A 15,954-nucleotide genomic window follows, 5' to 3' on the forward strand; every position below is an offset into this window, starting at 1 on the left:
ACAATCATCACCCTTATCAACAGGTGCTCTTGCTCATTTACATTCATCAGACAATCTGTGTGGACACTACGCAATGCGTATCGTTAGGTAAGGAGGTGATCCAACCGCAGGTTCCCCTACGGTTACCTTGTTACGACTTCACCCCAGTCATGAATCACAAAGTGGTAAGCGCCCTCCCGAAGGTTAAGCTACCTACTTCTTTTGCAACCCACTCCCATGGTGTGACGGGCGGTGTGTACAAGGCCCGGGAACGTATTCACCGTAGCATTCTGATCTACGATTACTAGCGATTCCGACTTCATGGAGTCGAGTTGCAGACTCCAATCCGGACTACGACAGACTTTATGTGGTCCGCTTGCTCTCGCGAGTTCGCTTCACTTTGTATCTGCCATTGTAGCACGTGTGTAGCCCTACTCGTAAGGGCCATGATGACTTGACGTCATCCCCACCTTCCTCCGGTTTGTCACCGGCAGTCTCCCTTGAGTTCCCACCATTACGTGCTGGCAACAAAGGATAAGGGTTGCGCTCGTTGCGGGACTTAACCCAACATTTCACAACACGAGCTGACGACAGCCATGCAGCACCTGTCTCACGGTTCCCGAAGGCACTAAAGCATCTCTGCTAAATTCCGTGGATGTCAAGAGTAGGTAAGGTTCTTCGCGTTGCATCGAATTAAACCACATGCTCCACCGCTTGTGCGGGCCCCCGTCAATTCATTTGAGTTTTAACCTTGCGGCCGTACTCCCCAGGCGGTCGACTTAACGCGTTAGCTCCGGAAGCCACGCCTCAAGGGCACAACCTCCAAGTCGACATCGTTTACAGCGTGGACTACCAGGGTATCTAATCCTGTTTGCTCCCCACGCTTTCGCACCTGAGCGTCAGTCTTTGTCCAGGGGGCCGCCTTCGCCACCGGTATTCCTCCAGATCTCTACGCATTTCACCGCTACACCTGGAATTCTACCCCCCTCTACAAGACTCTAGCTTGCCAGTTTCAAATGCAGTTCCCACGTTAAGCGCGGGGATTTCACATCTGACTTAACAAACCGCCTGCGTGCGCTTTACGCCCAGTAATTCCGATTAACGCTTGCACCCTCCGTATTACCGCGGCTGCTGGCACGGAGTTAGCCGGTGCTTCTTCTGCGAGTAACGTCAATCAATCGTGCTATTAACACGACTGCCTTCCTCCTCGCTGAAAGTGCTTTACAACCCGAAGGCCTTCTTCACACACGCGGCATGGCTGCATCAGGCTTGCGCCCATTGTGCAATATTCCCCACTGCTGCCTCCCGTAGGAGTCTGGACCGTGTCTCAGTTCCAGTGTGGCTGGTCATCCTCTCAGACCAGCTAGGGATCGTCGCCTAGGTGAGCCATTACCCCACCTACTAGCTAATCCCATCTGGGCACATCCGATGGCGTGAGGCCCGAAGGTCCCCCACTTTGGTCCGAAGACGTTATGCGGTATTAGCTACCGTTTCCAGTAGTTATCCCCCTCCATCAGGCAGTTTCCCAGACATTACTCACCCGTCCGCCGCTCGCCGGCAAAGTAGTAAACTACTTCCCGCTGCCGCTCGACTTGCATGTGTTAGGCCTGCCGCCAGCGTTCAATCTGAGCCATGATCAAACTCTTCAATTTAAGATTTGTTTGATTTGCTATGAGTTAACATAGCGATGCTCAAAGATTACTTTCTGCAAATATGCATTCGAACCGAAGTTCAAATGTGTACTGCTTTGGTCACTCTTCAAGACTTTGATATTTCTTCTGCCTGCCGAAACAGGCGTCGATATCGTCTTGCGAGTGCCCACACAGATTGTCTGATAAATTGTTAAAGAGCGTTCGTTACCCGCTTGCCTTGCGGCGAATCTTACGGTAACGCGGGAGGCAGATAATACGCTTTCCCGCTGAAGAGTCAAGAGTTTATTTGGTTTCTTTCGAAGTCAAAATCGTTCTTTTCGCTTCCTGACCCGGCGAAGTGTGTTTCGTTGTTCCCGGTCAGTGGAGGCGCATTATAGGGAGTTCCTGGCAGCCTGCAACCCCTAATTTCAAAAAACTTTTCAACCGTGTTTTATTTCAGCAAAAAAGCAGTAAAAGGACATTTTATAAACAATTATTAAGCTAAACATTCACTCCCAGAGTTAAACAGTAGAGTAAAATAGATAGATAAGAGGACAGACAGGACAAATCACCATGCAACTAAATACCCAACAACAGGCCGCACAGCGAAATCTCTCTTACCTGCTGGCTGAGAAAATTGGTCAGCGAATCCTCGTCGGAGAATATGAAGCCGGCAGCATACTGCCTGGTGAGATAGAGTTGGGGGAGCAATTCGGTGTTAGCCGTACTGCTATTCGTGAAGCAGTCAAGATGTTGGCTGCAAAAGGGATGCTATTACCCCGCCCCCGAATTGGTACCCGTGTTATGCCGCAAGCAAATTGGAACTACCTTGATCAGGAGTTACTGACCTGGTGGATGAACCGTGAAAACTTCGATCAAGTGATGCAACACTTCCTTATATTAAGGACATCACTCGAACCCCAGGCGTGTTCACTGGCTGCCATACAAGCCAGTGAACAACAACGGGAGCTACTTGCATCCTTAATGACAGAGATGCGGGCGTTACATACCCGTTTTAATCGTGAACGATGGATACAAGTAGATGCCCAGTTTCACCAATTGATCTATGAGGCTAGCGGAAATCCGTTTTTAACCTCGTTTGCTAACTTGTTCAGTTCGGTTTATCACAGTTACTTCCGCGCCATTACCGGTGATGAAGTGATTAAACTGCAACATCATCAGGATATTGTCGACACGATTTTGGCCGGTGACAGCCAGGGAGCATTGCTGGCCTGTCAGGTGTTATTAAGAGATAAAGATTAACTACCCGGTGTTTTCTATCCCTCTCTATAGCGAAAAAGAAGGGTACTCAGACCCACTTGATATAACCAGGACGGATAATGATAAAATCTGCGCGCAGTATGGCAGGTCTTCCTTGGATAGCTGCCATGGCTTTCTTTAATGCAAGCTTTGGATGCCACCATACTGAATACAGCCCTTCCTTCTATTGCTGAAAGTCTTAACCGCTCGCCACTGACCATGCAGTCAGCCATTATCAGTTACACCCTAACGGTGGCGATGCTTATCCCGGTAAGTGGTTGGCTGGCTGATCGTTTTGGTACTCGCCGGGTTTTCATTTTAGCCGTTTCTTTATTTACACTGGGGTCATTGCTGTGCGCGCTGTCAGGTTCCCTGCCGTTTTTGGTCGCCTCACGTATTATTCAGGGCGTAGGTGGAGCAATGATGATGCCGGTGGCAAGGCTGGCACTTATCCGAGCTTATCCACGCAGTGAATTATTGCCAGTTCTTAATTTTGTCACTATCCCTGGCTTAGTCGGCCCAGTTATGGGGCCGCTGTTGGGTGGGTTATTAGTCACCTACGCTACCTGGCACTGGATTTTTATCCTTAATATTCCCATCGGCTTACTGGGTATCTTTTATGCCCGTAAATATATGCCCGACTTCACCATGCCGAAACGCGCCTTTGATATTATCGGTTTCCTGCTGTTCGGTAGCAGTTTAGTGATGATATCTGTGAGTCTGGAAATAATGGGGCGACCAGATATTGCCAGCTACCTGCCAGCCGCTGTGCTGTTGGGCGGTTTATTAATGCTGCTCTTCTATATATTCCACGCCAAAGGCCATCCTAACCCGCTAATTGGTTTACCGCTGTTTAAAACCCGAACCTTTTCCGTCGGCATTGCGGGTAACGTAGCTTCACGTTTAGGCACTGGCTGCGTACCTTTCCTAATGCCACTCATGTTGCAAGTCGGGTTTGGTTATTCCGCTATTATTGCCGGTTGCATGATGGCACCCACCGCCATTGGTTCGATGATGGCAAAATCGATGGTGACTCAACTGTTACGTTCGATGGGCTACCGTAAGGTATTAGTGGGTATAACTGCCATTATTGGGGTATTAATTGCGCTATTTTCGGTGCAATCACCGGGCATGTCGCCGTGGATGATGATATTGCCGCTATTTGTCCTGGGAATGGCAATGTCGACACAATTCACCGCAATGAACACAATCACACTGGCTGACCTAACCGATAATAATGCCAGTTCCGGCAACAGTGTTCTGGCAGTAACCCAGCAACTGGCTATCAGTTTTGGGGTGGCTATCAGTTTTGGGGTGGCTATCAGCGCGGTGGTATTGCGGTTTTATGATGGGTTGTCGTTTGGCGGCAGCGTCGATCACTTCCACTATACCTTTATTACGATGGGCATCGTGACACTACTCTCCTCTATGGTGTTCTTATTGCTAAAACCAAGAGATGGCGACAATTTGATTCAGGGCAGGAATGTGAAAAAGGGAGCGAAATCCGCTGAAAGCGAAATTTAACGGATCGCGACTGAACCACGCTCCATTAACTCGGGAGTGAGAACCAGAATTTGGGGTTCCGCTTCCGGGTTATTCAACCGATGAATCAGAGTATCAATGGCCAGTTCACCAAGGGAATCTTTTGGTTGATGGATAGTGGTCAGTGGTGGCGTCATATATTGTGCAATTTCAATATCATCATAACCAATAACGGCCATATCTTGCGGAATCGATAACCCTGCCTGATACAAAGCCTGATAAACCCCAACAGCCATCGCGTCATTACTGGTGAACACCGCCTCAGGCGGCTTCGGTAACGCAAGTAACTGTTTCATCGCGACCAGGCCACCACCAAATTCAAAATCACTGACCACTTCATACTCAGAGGGAATAACTAAACCGGCGCGATTCATGGCCTGACGATATCCTTCCAACCGTTCTTTAGCCGGGGTCTTATCTTGTGGGCCAGCGATGCAGGCAATTCGGGTATATCCTCTGGCAATCAAATATGAAGTTGCCATTTCCCCACCCAATAACGAGTTGTCCTGAATTACATCATTGACGCCCTCGAAGGGTGCCCAATCCATCATGATGATCGGCAATGACGGGTAGCAACGCAGGATATCTTGTGACGGGCAGTGACTTTCGGTACACATTAGCAGCAAACCATCGACACGTTTTTGCATCAAGGTTTCAATGCTACGGCTCATGCGGTCAATATCGCCTTCGGTATTGCACAGAATCAAACTGTAACCGCGCTCATAGCAACTGCGTTCTACGCCACGCACCACTTCGGAATAAAACGGGTTACTACTGGCGGTAACCAACATGCCGATGGTGCGGGTTTCCTTCAGTTTTAGGCTGCGGGCCAGCGCGGAGGGGGCATAGTTGAGCTGTTTGACGGCGGCCAGCACTTTGTCGCGAATAGCATCGCTGACAAAGCGGTTTTTATTAATAACATGCGAAACGGTTGAGGTTGATACGCCCGCGAGGCGGGCGACGTCTTTCATGGTGGCCAAAGTTAACCCTGACCTTGTAAGAAACGGTCGATCTCAACGCGCCACGGAATGGAGGGCTGCGCACCGGGGCGAGTCACCGCGATAGCAGCAGCGGCGTGAGCGAAGCGCACGGCTGAGTCCATCACCTGACCTTCCAATAAAGCAGTCAATAGTGCGCCGTTGAACGTATCACCAGCAGCAATGGTATCCACAGCCTCAACCTTGAATCCAGCCACTAACTTGCCGTGACCCTGCTCACTGAGCCATACACCACGGCTGCCTAAGGTAATGATGACGGTAGCGATGCCTTTATCATGCAAGATTTGCGCGGCTTTCGCTGCGTCATCATCCTGCTCAATATGAACGCCGGTTAAACGCTCAGCTTCTGTTTCATTTGGGGTAATCATATCCACCAGCGTTAATAGCTCATCTGGCAGTTCGCGGGCGGGGGCCGGATTCAGGATAACCTGTGTTTGATGCTGCTTTGCCAATTTCGCGGCGGCGATAACCGTCTCAAGTGGAGATTCCAGTTGCATCAATAATGCATCTGCATCGATCACCTGCTGCTGGTAGCGGCCAAGGTAGTCAGGTGTTACCGCTGAGTTAGCACCGGCATGAATACCAATGACATTTTCGCCCTCACCATTGACAAAAATCAGCGCGACACCGGTTGTCATGCCCGCAACCGCCTCGATTGGCGCAGTATCAATATTATCGCCAGCTAACTGCCGACGCACCCGATCACCAATATCATCTTCACCCACACAGGCAATAAACGCGATGTTTGCTCCGCTACGGCCAGCAGCAACGGCCTGATTAGCACCTTTGCCACCAAACGCCACGTTATACTGCTTGCCGATCACCGTTTCACCCGGACGTGGAAACTGCTCAATGTTCAGAATATGGTCGGCATTGATGCTGCCCAAGACCACCAGTTTACCTGTTTCCATCGTATTTATTCCTTTGTCATTGAAGTTGCAGGGGTGTTAGCTACGTTCACTCACCCGAATCACTGATTTGAATCAGCTCATCGGGATTCATTCACTTGCTGCCTACCTGCAACTGCAATTACCTTGGGTTTATTGAATGACAACTACTGATTGAATGAGGATATTATTTAGTCACTAACTTCAGATCTACTGGGATAACGGCCTGGACTTTCTCGCCTTTCAATACTTTATCCGCGGTTTGTACACCAATCACACCAATCTGATCTGGGCGTTGAGCGATAGTTGCCCCCAGTTTCCCACCTTCAACCGCTTTGATGCCATCGTCAGTACCATCGAAACCAACCACTAACACATCGGTTTTACCGGCGGTTTGCAACGCACGCAGAGCACCCAGCGCCATTTCGTCGTTCTGTGCAAATACGGCCTGCACGTTCGGGTGTGCTGTCAGCAGGTTCTGCATAACGTTCAAACCCTTAGTACGGTCAAAATCTGCCGGTTGGCTCGCCAATAACTGGAATTTGTTTTTTTCCATTGATTGCTTGAAGCCTTCGCCGCGCTCACGCGCAGCAGACGCACCAGCAATCCCTTCCAACTGAATCACTTTGGCATCGCTACCGACTTTCTTAGCAATGTAATCACCGGCCATTTTGCCGCCGAAACGGTTGTCAGAGGCTACGTGGCTCACCACGGTGCCTGAGTTTGCCAGACGGTCGAGCGTGATAACCGGGATATTGGCTTTATTCGCCATTTTAACTGCGTTACCCACCGCATCAGAATCGGTTGGGTTAATCAGCAGTAATTTGGTGCCGCGTACCGTTAAGTCCTGCACGTTAGCCAATTCTTTAGCCGGGTTGTTTTGAGAATCCAATACCACCAGGTTGTAGCCCAGTTTATCCGCTTCTTTTTGTGCGCCGTCTTTCATTGAAACAAAGAACGGGTTATTCAGCGTGGAAACAACCAATGCAATCGTGTCTTTTGCCAGCGCGTTAGCACTGACGGTAGCGCTCAATGCAACAACAGAGATCAAAGTAGCCAGTTTCTTCATTTTCATGGTCGCAATTCCTGTAGGGGTTAGCAAATTCAATTTAGTAGGCGTTATTGTCGCAGACAGTTTGGGTTCAGCCAGCGCACAAGAACCGGAGCGTACACCATGACCTTGTAAATCATGGCTACGTGAGGATTCTGAGCACTGCCCAAGCCCAAAATGGCAAGTAAAATAGCCTACTGCTTTTTATTGTCTACCAACACCGCAAGCAGGATAACGACTGCTTTGACGATCATTTGGTAGTAAGAGGAGACACCCAATAAATTCAAACCGTTATTTAAGAAACCGAGGATTAATGCGCCGATCAGGGTGCCGACAATCCGCCCTTTCCCCCCAGCAAGGCTGGTACCCCCCAGAACCACGGCTGCGATTGCATCCAGTTCATAGCCGGTACCGGCAGTGGGTTGCGCGGAGGACAGGCGGGCAACTTCAATTATCCCGGCCAGTGCTGCTAACAACCCACAGAGTGAATAAACAATAATCTTAACTTTATCAACGCTGATACCCGACAAACGTGTTGCGGATTCATTGCCACCCAGCGCGTAGATATAACGGCCCAGACGCGTGTGATGCAACATGTACCAGGCGGCAATAAAGACAATCGCCATCAACCAGATTGGGGTTGGCACACCTAATGGGCGACCAATACCGAACCAGCCAAAGGTGTCCGCTACATCAGTAAAACCGGTATTAACTGGGCTACCGTTGGTGTAAACCATCGTCACACCGCGTAATAGCAACATCATGACCAGCGTCGCAATAAACGCCTGAACTTTGCCTTTGGCAACAATCACCCCAGTGATGCCACCAATAAATGCCCCCAGCGCCAATGCTGCGCCTACGGCAACCAAGGCATTCACTTCCAACCCGACAATCGAGGCGGCAACTGCGCCGGTCAACGCTAATAACGATCCGACCGATAAATCAATGCCAGAAGTCAGTATAACCAGCGTCATCCCAACCGCCATAATGGCATTGACGGAAGTCTGCTGGAGAATGTTAAACATGTTATTAAGGGTAAAGAAGTTAGGGCTTAGTGACGAAACCACAGCAATCAGCACCAGCAGCGCAATCAGTGATTTTTGTTCTAATAGCCATTCTTTACTGAACCAGCGCTTGGTCTGGATAGTCTGGGAACTCATATCTGATTACTCCTGCTCTACTCATCATATTTCAAGCTGCATGTGTGTTGGCTTCCTGCAACTTGAATTATTTAGAGTCTAAATAAATTATTTTTCCAATAAATCGCGCTTGCCGACAGCCGCGGCCATCAACACTTCCTGGGTAGCCTGTTCAATCGAGAACTCGCCGCTTAACTGGCCTTCATGCATCACGAGAATACGGTCACTCATGCCTAGCACTTCGGGCATTTCTGAGGAGACCAAAATGATGCTCAGCCCTTCTTGTTTGAATTGATTGATTAACTGGTAGATCTCTTTTTTGGCCCCGACGTCCACACCACGAGTCGGTTCATCAAGGATCAACACTTTTGGTCGGGTCATCAAACCGCGCGCAATCGCCACTTTTTGCTGATTACCACCGGATAACAAACCAATCGGCTGCTCCATAGATGGCGTCTTTATATTGAATAAACGAATAAAATCAGAGACGGCTTGCTGTTCATCGGCGTGTTTGAGCGACCCTCCTGCACGGCTGAAATAACGCAATGCCGTCAAAGACATATTCTCTTTAACTGACATGCCCAGCACCAGTCCATCCCGTTTACGGTCTTCGGAAATATAAACAATACCGTTTGCCAAACCATCCTGCGGAGAATGAGTCACCACTTCGCGGCCATCCAACATGACAAAACCGGATTTACGCGGTAATGCACCATAGATGATTTTCATCAGCTCGGTGCGACCCGCTCCCATCAGACCCGCCACCCCCAAGATCTCACCGCTGTATAACGTGAAACTGACATTTGTCACACCGGGGCCACAGAGCTGTTTGACCTGCAAACGTTTTTCACCACGAGGGATATTCAAACGTGGGTATTGCTCTTCCAGTTTACGGCCCACCATCATCTCAATTAGCGAGTTTTCAGTCAGGCCATCAACCGGCTTTTCGGCGATGAATTGGCCATCACGGAATACCGTCACGTCGTCGCAAATCTCGAAAATCTCTTTTAACCGGTGAGAGATATAAACGATACCGCGACCTTCTGCCTTCAGCTCATTGATAACATTAAATAAAGAAGCTGTTTCAGTATCAGTCAGTGCATCTGTTGGCTCATCCATGATGATAACTTTGGATTCAAAACTCAGCACTTTGGCGATTTCTACCATTTGCTGGTCGCCAATCGAAAGCTCACCCACCAGCCGGTGGCTGCTGTAACTGATATTAAGGCGCGCCAGCAGTAAATCCGCTTCGGCATACATCTTTTTCCAATCGATGCCGCCAAAACGATTCACAAACTCACGGCCTAAAAAGATATTTTCCGCGATGGTTAACTGTGGGATCAGGTTAAGTTCCTGATGGATAATGCCAATCCCCGCTTCCTGCGACTCTTTCGGGCCATTAAACACCACTTCTTTACCCAGGAAATGCTGACTGCCGGCATCTTTATGGTAGATACCGGTCAGCACTTTCATCATGGTTGATTTTCCGGCGCCATTTTCACCCACTAGCGCCATCACCCTGCCAGGATAGACACTGAGTGCAGCACCGGAAAGCGCTTTAACGCCGGGAAAGGCTTTATCAATCCCTTTCAGTTGCAGCAAAGGTTGCATAAACGCCTCAGAAGGTTACGCCGGAGCAGAGGATAACGTTAGCAAAGGGGGAACATTCCCCGCTACGAATCACTGCCCGGCTTTGTTTGGTTTGCTCTTTAAAAGCCTCATGGCTGATATAGCGCACCGTAATATGGTTTCCCTGATGTTGCTCAAGTTGTGATAGTTGTGCGAGTAACGCTTCATGGAGTTGCGGATTGTTTTTAACTATCTCCTCCGCCAAGACTGCACTTTCAACCTGCATTTCTTGCGTTACCACCTCGAGAACCTGAAGAAAACCAGGGACGCCTTGTGTCAGTGCCAGATCGATACGTGTGGTGGTTGCCGGTATCGGCAGCCCCGCATCACCTATCACAACCTGATCAGTATGGCCCAGACGGGAGATAACAGCGGAAATATCAGAATTCAGTAATGCGCCTTTTTTCATTTTCTACTCCGACAGCGAAACGTTTCGCTGATACAGAGTTTAGAAAAATGGCCGCAGAAGGCAAACCCAATTTGATGAAATTGTGATCACCATCGAAACGTTTCGCTGCACAAATGAAAAGTGGTCATGATAGAGGTGGAAAAGGCCGTTATGACTAACGGCCTGAGGTTGATGGCAAACCTATTTTGTCGCACTGAAACTGGCGGGGCGACTGCACCAATGGGCACTCCGACGGCTCACGCCGTTACGGCACATTTCCCCGCTTATCAACGTTGTTAACTGCCTTCTCAGTTAAATCTCTACCTGCGTTCCTAGCTCAATCACCCGATTGGGTGGGATCTCAAACTGGTCCGGCGCACGTAGCGCATTGCGACTAAGCGCAATAAATAACTTGCCGCGCAAGAACAAATGCCACGGCCGCTTGGTGAGAATTAACGATTCGTGAGACATAAAGAATGAGGTTTCCATCATCTGGCAAGGCAAGCCTTCCAAACCACAGCGGTGGAAAATCTCCTCCATATTCGGTGTTTCACGCCAACCATAGTTGGCCACCACTCGCCAGAAGGTAGGAGAAAGCTGCTCGATGGTCACACGTTTCACATTATGCACGTAAGGCGCGTCTTCCGTTCGCAATGTCAGCAATACCACCCGCTCATGCAATACTTTGTTATGTTTAAGGTTATGTAACAATGCAAAAGGAATTATATTCATTACCCGCGACATATAAACCGCAGTACCAGGTACCCGTACCGGTGGCGATTTTTCGAGTGAAGCAATCATCGCTTCCAGTGAATTTCCGTGTTCATACATACGGCGCAACAAGCTGAAACGCTCACTTTTCCAGGTTGTCATGATGATAAACATCACCAGGCCCAGCGACAGTGGCAACCAACCACCAGAGAACAATTTCAGGGCATTGGCAGAAAACATCGGAATATCAATAATTAATAACACCACCAGTAAACAACCGACAAAGACGCGGTTCCAGTGCCAATTTTTCAGCGCCACGGTGCAGAACAAAATACTGGTTATCACCATCGTACCGGTTACGGCAATACCGTAAGCCGCAGCCAGATTACTGGAGCGCTCGAAGCCGACAATCACCAATACCACCGCTAAATACAGTGTCCAGTTAATCACAGGAATATATATCTGGCCTGATTCCATTTCAGAGGTATGAATAATCCGCATCGGCGGCAAATAGCCCAACCGCACGGCCTGCCGGGTAAGCGAAAACACACCAGAGATAACCGCTTGTGAGGCAATAACGGTGGCGAACGTCGCCAGAATCAACAATGGAATTAGCGCCCAATCCGGTGCTAGCAGGAAAAACGGGTTTTTAATCGCCTCAGGGTTTTTCAGTAATAGCGCGCCCTGACCAAAATAGTTCAGCACTAACGACGGTAACACCACGGTAAACCACGCCAGGCGGATAGGGAATCGACCGAAGTGCCCCATATCGGCATACAGCGCCTCCACCCCAGTGATAGCCAGTACGACCGCGCCAAGGGCATAGAATGAAACAGCTTTATATTCAGTAAAGAAGCTTAGTGCCCATTTGGGATTCAGTGCAGACAGAACTTCCGGGTTCGCGATAATACTGCGCAGCCCAAGCAGAGCGAGCGTTAGAAACCACACCAACATAACCGGCGCGAATAACTTACCAACACTGCCAGTACCGTGTTTTTGAATGATAAATAGCAGTGTTAACACCGCAATGGAGCAGGGAACAATGTAGGGGTCAAGCGCTGGTGCAGCAATTTCCAGCCCTTCAATAGCCGACATAACCGATATGGCCGGGGTGATAACCACCTCACCATAAAAGAAACTGCCGCCAATCAGCCCGAGGATCACCAATATTGAGGTGGCTCTGGAAGACGTATTACGCCCAGCCAAGGACATTAACGTAAGAATCCCCCCTTCACCGGCGTTATCAGCCCGCATCACATAGGTCAGGTATTTAACTGAAACTATCAAGATTAACATCCAGAAGATCAGCGATAAAAAACCAAACACCACATCCGGACGGACATCAAAACCATAGTGACCAGAAAAACACTCTCTCAAGGTATAGAGTGGGCTGGTACCAATGTCACCGTAAACGACCCCGATAGCTGCCAGGGTTACTGCCGATAAAGATTGTTTCTTATGTTCTGTGCTCATCATTGAATTCTTTTTGCTAGAACATCCATAAGCTGATGCGTGCGTTTAAGAACCGCAATCGCGCGTTCTGTATTCTGAGTACGCCCACCAAAAGGCGCACAGTATGCACCATTTCAATAGATTGCCTACTCTTAAATACTATGAAAATGGTTAAAATTGATTGGCTACCAATATCAGAGAATATAATTTTTTACTAATCAACAAACTATCTTATTAAAAAAGAGGATTTATTCCTTTCTATCAGGTAAAAATCAATTATCTAACGGAACATATAGAACAATTATGGCGCAATCATCGCAATTAGCAGAAAGAATATCCCGATTAAGCAGTGCCCTTGAAAGTGGCCTGTATGAACGACAGGAAGCTATCCGCCTTTGTTTGCTGGCCGCCCTCAGCGGTGAGAGTGTCTTTCTGCTTGGCCCACCGGGAATTGCCAAAAGCCTGATTGCTCGTCGCCTGAAATTTGCTTTTCGCAATGCCCGTGCATTTGAATACCTGATGACCCGATTCTCAACACCGGAAGAGGTATTTGGCCCACTTTCTATTCAGGCGTTGAAAGAAGAAGGGCGCTACCAACGCATGACCGGCGGCTATCTGCCAGAAGCGGAAATCGTCTTTCTTGATGAAATCTGGAAAGCAGGCCCGGCAATATTGAATACTTTACTCACCGCAATTAATGAACGCCGTTTTCGTAATGGTGATCGGGAAGACAGCATTCCAATGCGGCTACTGGTTACCGCCTCCAACGAGCTGCCAGATTCAGACAGTAGTTTGGAAGCGCTTTATGACCGAATGCTAATCCGCCTATGGCTGGATCGCGTGCAAGAGAAGCAGAACTTCCGTTCGTTACTGCTCAGCAGACAAAACGAAAATCACAATCCGGTGGCAGAAAATCTCAGTATCAGTGATGAAGAGTTCTATCAGTGGCAACCGCTGATCGACAAAATCGCTCTACCGGATCACTGCTTTGAGCTGATTTTTCAGCTACGTCAACGGCTGAGCGCGCATGAACAGGCTCCATATGTATCAGATAGACGCTGGAAAAAGGCACTGCGCCTACTCCAGGCTAGCGCATTTTTCAGTGGACGGGATGAAGTAACCCCTATTGATTTGATTTTATTGAAAGATTGCCTGTGGCATGACCTAAACTCCCTCAAATTACTGCAACAACAGCTTGAGCAATTGTTAACGGAACAGGGATACCAGCAACAAAGCCTATTAATGAAACTACAGCATATTCAGGGCCAATGGTTGCAGCACCAACAGCAACAAAGTGACCATCAGGCGCTAACGGTGGTAAGGCAAAGCGGAATGTTCAGCCGCAAACCCCAATATGCGCTGCCAGGCCATCTGACTGACAGCACCTTGACTCTCTTGCTGCAAAAACCACTCTATCTGCATGATATTCAGGTTAATCATCTGCAAATAGAGAAAGATGCTCTGGTGCAGTGGTTAAATAAGGGCGGAGCATTACGCGCCAAATTAAACGGTATCGGTTATGCCCAATCTATTGATGCGGAAATTGATGATCAGTTACATATAATTGTTCTTGATGCTAGCCGCCAGCCATCCCTCCTCTCACAACCGGGAGCCACCACCAGCAGCGTTCCCCCTGAGCTGCTGGTGGCATTGACCGAGCTTGAAAACAGTTTGTCTGAGCAACGGCGGCTATTCAGTCAGCACCAACCTTGCCTGTTCACCCCATCATCCTGGCTGGCAAAAATTGAAGCCAGCTTATTACAGGTAGTAGAACAGCTAAAACAGCAGCAACAAAAAATGTGCGGGCACTGACAGATGCTCAGCCTGGCCACACTGGATCTGCTGTTATCAATAAGTGAGGGCGAACTTATTGAAGAAATGGTGATTGGGCTGCTGGCATCACCTCAGTTAGCCTTATTTTTTGAAAAATTCCCGCGTATTAAACGGGCGTTGATGAAGGATATTCCAGCCTGGAAGCAGAACTTACAACAACGTATCCATGAGGCGAAAGTCCCACCGGGCCTGGCAAATGAATTTTTCTTATATCAACAGCGTCAGTTGGAAGATAGCCCACAGTTTTATGCCCATTTGCCCGATATCGTGGCGCAGTTACAGGCATTGCATTCCCCCTTTGCAACACAAGCCAAAACATTGCTACAAACCGCTGATTTAGCCAAAAACCCCCAAACCGGTGAGAGTTTGCAAACGCTCTTTTTACAGCGCTGGCGCGTTAGCCTGACCTTACAAACCATCACTATCCATCATCAGTTACTTGAGCAAGAACGCGAACAACTTTTAGCTGAATTACAACAACGTTTGGCACTCAGTGGCGCGTTAGAGCCGATACTGGCAACCAACGATGGCGCGGCAGGGCGCTTGTGGGATATGAGTCAGGGGCATTTGCAGCGTGGCGATTATCAATTGTTACTGCAATACGGTGACTTCCTGCAACACCAACCCGAATTACAGCAATTGGCCGAACAACTCGGCCGCAGCCGTTCAGCCAAAGCGCAGCCCACGCCAGATGCCCGCTACGAGCCTTACACCGTGATAGTGCGTCAGCCCGATACGGTGCCAGAAGAGGTCAGTGGCATTCACCAGAGCAATGATATTCTACGATTATTGCCGACCGAGTTGGTCATGCTAGGAATGAGTGAACTGGAGTTTGAGTTTTATCGTCGCTTACTGGAGCGGCGCTTGCTCACTTACCGTTTGCAAGGAGATAACTGGCAGGAAAAAACCTTACAGCGGCCCGTTAGCCTTAAGAGTCATGATGAACAACCTCGTGGCCCTTTTATTGTTTGTGTTGATACTTCCGGCTCGATGGGTGGCTTTAATGAGCAGTGTGCTAAAGCATTTTGTCTGGCTCTGCTGCGAATCGCTCTGGCGGATAACCGCCGCTGTTACATCATGCTATTTGCTACCGAAATAATTCATTATGAGCTATCAGCAGCCAGCGGCATTGAACAAGCAATTCGCTTTCTTAGTCAGCACTTTCACGGCGGAACCGATCTGGCCGCATGTTTAGCCAGTACATTAAGTAAAATGGAAGACAGGGAGTGGTATGACGCCGATGCAGTGATCATTTCTGACTTTATCGCCCAGCGCTTACCGGATGAATTAGTGCGCAAGATTAAAATTCAACAACAGGCCCACCAGCACCGTTTTCATGCCGTCGCCATGTCAGCTTATGGCAAGCCCGGTATCATGCGTATTTTCGATCATATCTGGCGCTTTGATACCGGTTTAAAAAGCCGCTTAATGCGCCGCTGGAAACGCTAATTTAG

Annotated in this window: 10 protein-coding genes, 1 rRNA gene and 1 pseudogene; 4 read left to right on the forward strand and 8 right to left on the reverse strand. The window is 48.8% G+C overall.

Annotation, left to right across the window (positions count from 1 at the left end; all coding sequences use genetic code 11):
• Positions 1-88: 88 nt before the first annotated feature.
• A 16S ribosomal RNA gene (locus AT01_RS12150) occupies positions 89-1,631 on the reverse strand.
• Between the two features lie 552 nt (positions 1,632-2,183).
• Between AT01_RS12150 and AT01_RS12155 the strand changes: the two genes are divergently transcribed.
• Together AT01_RS12155 and mdtD are read left to right on the forward strand one after the other, a co-directional pair.
• On the forward strand, positions 2,184-2,873 hold the full coding sequence (locus AT01_RS12155; RefSeq protein WP_042547332.1) for a FadR/GntR family transcriptional regulator: 690 nt from the start codon (positions 2,184-2,186) through the stop codon (positions 2,871-2,873).
• Positions 2,874-2,950: 77 nt separating this feature from the next.
• Positions 2,951-4,394, forward strand: a pseudogene (gene mdtD, locus AT01_RS12160) (multidrug transporter subunit MdtD).
• On the opposite strand, the gene rbsR reads toward mdtD, so the two are convergent.
• The 7 genes from rbsR to kup all read right to left on the reverse strand — a co-directional run bounded on the left by rbsR (position 4,391) and on the right by kup (position 12,688).
• The gene (rbsR, locus tag AT01_RS12165) at positions 4,391-5,392 is read right to left on the reverse strand and encodes a ribose operon transcriptional repressor RbsR (protein WP_042547334.1); all 1,002 of its coding nucleotides are present in this window, start codon (positions 5,390-5,392) and stop codon (positions 4,391-4,393) included. The pseudogene mdtD and the gene rbsR sit on opposite strands and share 4 nt — an antisense overlap.
• Before the next feature lie 2 nt (positions 5,393-5,394).
• Positions 5,395-6,321, reverse strand: coding sequence for a ribokinase (rbsK, locus tag AT01_RS12170; protein WP_042547335.1), 927 nt, complete (start codon positions 6,319-6,321; stop codon positions 5,395-5,397).
• 163 nt (positions 6,322-6,484) lie between these two features.
• Positions 6,485-7,372: a ribose ABC transporter substrate-binding protein RbsB gene (rbsB, locus tag AT01_RS12175; RefSeq protein WP_042547336.1), complete on the reverse strand. Its 888-nt coding sequence runs from the start codon at positions 7,370-7,372 to the stop codon at positions 6,485-6,487.
• 170 nt (positions 7,373-7,542) lie between these two features.
• Positions 7,543-8,508, reverse strand: coding sequence for a ribose ABC transporter permease (gene rbsC / locus AT01_RS12180; protein WP_042547337.1), 966 nt, complete (start codon positions 8,506-8,508; stop codon positions 7,543-7,545).
• An 87-nt stretch (positions 8,509-8,595) separates the two neighbouring features.
• Entirely contained in the window at positions 8,596-10,098 is a 1,503-nt protein-coding gene (gene rbsA, locus AT01_RS12185) for a ribose ABC transporter ATP-binding protein RbsA (RefSeq protein WP_004703862.1), read from the reverse strand.
• Positions 10,099-10,105: 7 nt separating this feature from the next.
• Positions 10,106-10,525, reverse strand: coding sequence for a D-ribose pyranase (gene rbsD, locus AT01_RS12190; RefSeq protein WP_004703863.1), 420 nt, complete (start codon positions 10,523-10,525; stop codon positions 10,106-10,108).
• A gap of 291 nt (positions 10,526-10,816) precedes the next feature.
• Positions 10,817-12,688: a low affinity potassium transporter Kup gene (gene kup, locus AT01_RS12195; protein WP_042547338.1), complete on the reverse strand. Its 1,872-nt coding sequence runs from the start codon at positions 12,686-12,688 to the stop codon at positions 10,817-10,819.
• A gap of 282 nt (positions 12,689-12,970) precedes the next feature.
• Between kup and ravA the strand changes: the two genes are divergently transcribed.
• Entirely contained in the window at positions 12,971-14,479 is a 1,509-nt protein-coding gene (gene ravA, locus AT01_RS12200; protein WP_042547339.1) for an ATPase RavA, read from the forward strand.
• 3 nt (positions 14,480-14,482) lie between these two features.
• Positions 14,483-15,949, forward strand: a complete 1,467-nt coding sequence (gene viaA, locus AT01_RS12205) for an ATPase RavA stimulator ViaA (protein WP_042547340.1) — start codon at positions 14,483-14,485, stop codon at positions 15,947-15,949.
• The last annotated feature ends 5 nt before the right edge of the window (positions 15,950-15,954 follow it).

The organism is Yersinia aldovae 670-83 (assembly GCF_000834395.1).
GTDB lineage: Bacteria > Pseudomonadota > Gammaproteobacteria > Enterobacterales > Enterobacteriaceae > Yersinia > Yersinia aldovae.